Origin of the sequence: Nitrosopumilus sp. b1, from assembly GCF_014078545.1 — an archaeon.
Classification (GTDB): Archaea; Thermoproteota; Nitrososphaeria; order Nitrososphaerales; family Nitrosopumilaceae; genus PXYB01.
This window is the reverse complement of record NZ_MU078797.1, coordinates 1-696: the sequence shown is the minus strand read 5'-3', so window position 1 is coordinate 696 and position 696 is coordinate 1. Positions and strand designations below refer to the sequence as shown.

2 protein-coding genes are annotated in these 696 nt (G+C 36.6%); both read left to right on the top strand.

The window, feature by feature from the left end; translation table 11 throughout:
* On the top strand, positions 1 to 451 hold a 451-nt coding region (locus C6988_RS10935), incomplete at its 5' end, for a 50S ribosomal protein L5 (protein ID WP_182135480.1).
* Positions 451 to 630, top strand: a complete 180-nt coding sequence (locus C6988_RS10930) for a 30S ribosomal protein S14 (RefSeq protein ID WP_182135478.1) — start codon at positions 451 to 453, stop codon at positions 628 to 630. The genes C6988_RS10935 and C6988_RS10930, both read left to right, overlap by 1 nt.
* The last annotated feature ends 66 nt before the right edge of the window (positions 631 to 696 follow it).

The window sequence follows — 696 nt, the reverse complement described above, 5'->3', positions numbered from 1 at the left end:
AAAATCAGGTGATGCAATTGAAGTTGCAAAAAGAGCATTAAATGAAATTTCTGGCAAAAAATCTTGTGCAAGAGATGCAAAAGAAACTCAAAGAGACTTTGGTGTAAGAAAAGGAGAACCAATTGGTGTTGCAGTTACAATTCGCGGTCAAGATGCAATTGAGCTTGCAAAAAGACTCTTTGAAGCCAAAGGCAATCAACTAAAGGGTCGCTCATTTGATGAGTTTGGAAACTTTTCATTTGGAATAAAAGAGCACATCGATATTCCAGGTGTAAAATATGACCCAACAATTGGAATTTTAGGATTAGATATCTCAATGGCACTCACAAGACCTGGATACAACATCAGGGTTAGAAGTAAGCACAAAGCAAGTGTTGGTAAGAGTCACAGAATTACTGCTAAAGAAGCAAAGGAATTTGTGTCTAAAGAATTTGGAGTAACGATGGTATAATGGCAAAAGATAGATCTTACGAATTTACAGGAAGAAAAAAGCACGACTTTGGTCGGGGTTCTAGATGGTGCAAGAGATGCGGTGACTATACAGCAGTGATTCAAAAATACGATTTAATGATATGCAGACGATGTTTCAGAGAAGTAGCAAACTCTCTAGGATTTAAAAAATTAAGGTGATAGTGAGATGCCAGCAACTAATATTCTTGCAAACATGTTTGTAACATTATACAACACAGAGACTAG

Bases quoted from the DNA above. Each gene is read 5' to 3' on its own strand.
- C6988_RS10930 (WP_182135478.1), top strand. From the start codon at position 451: ATGGCAAAAGATAGATCTTACGAATTTACAGGAAGAAAAAAGCACGAC.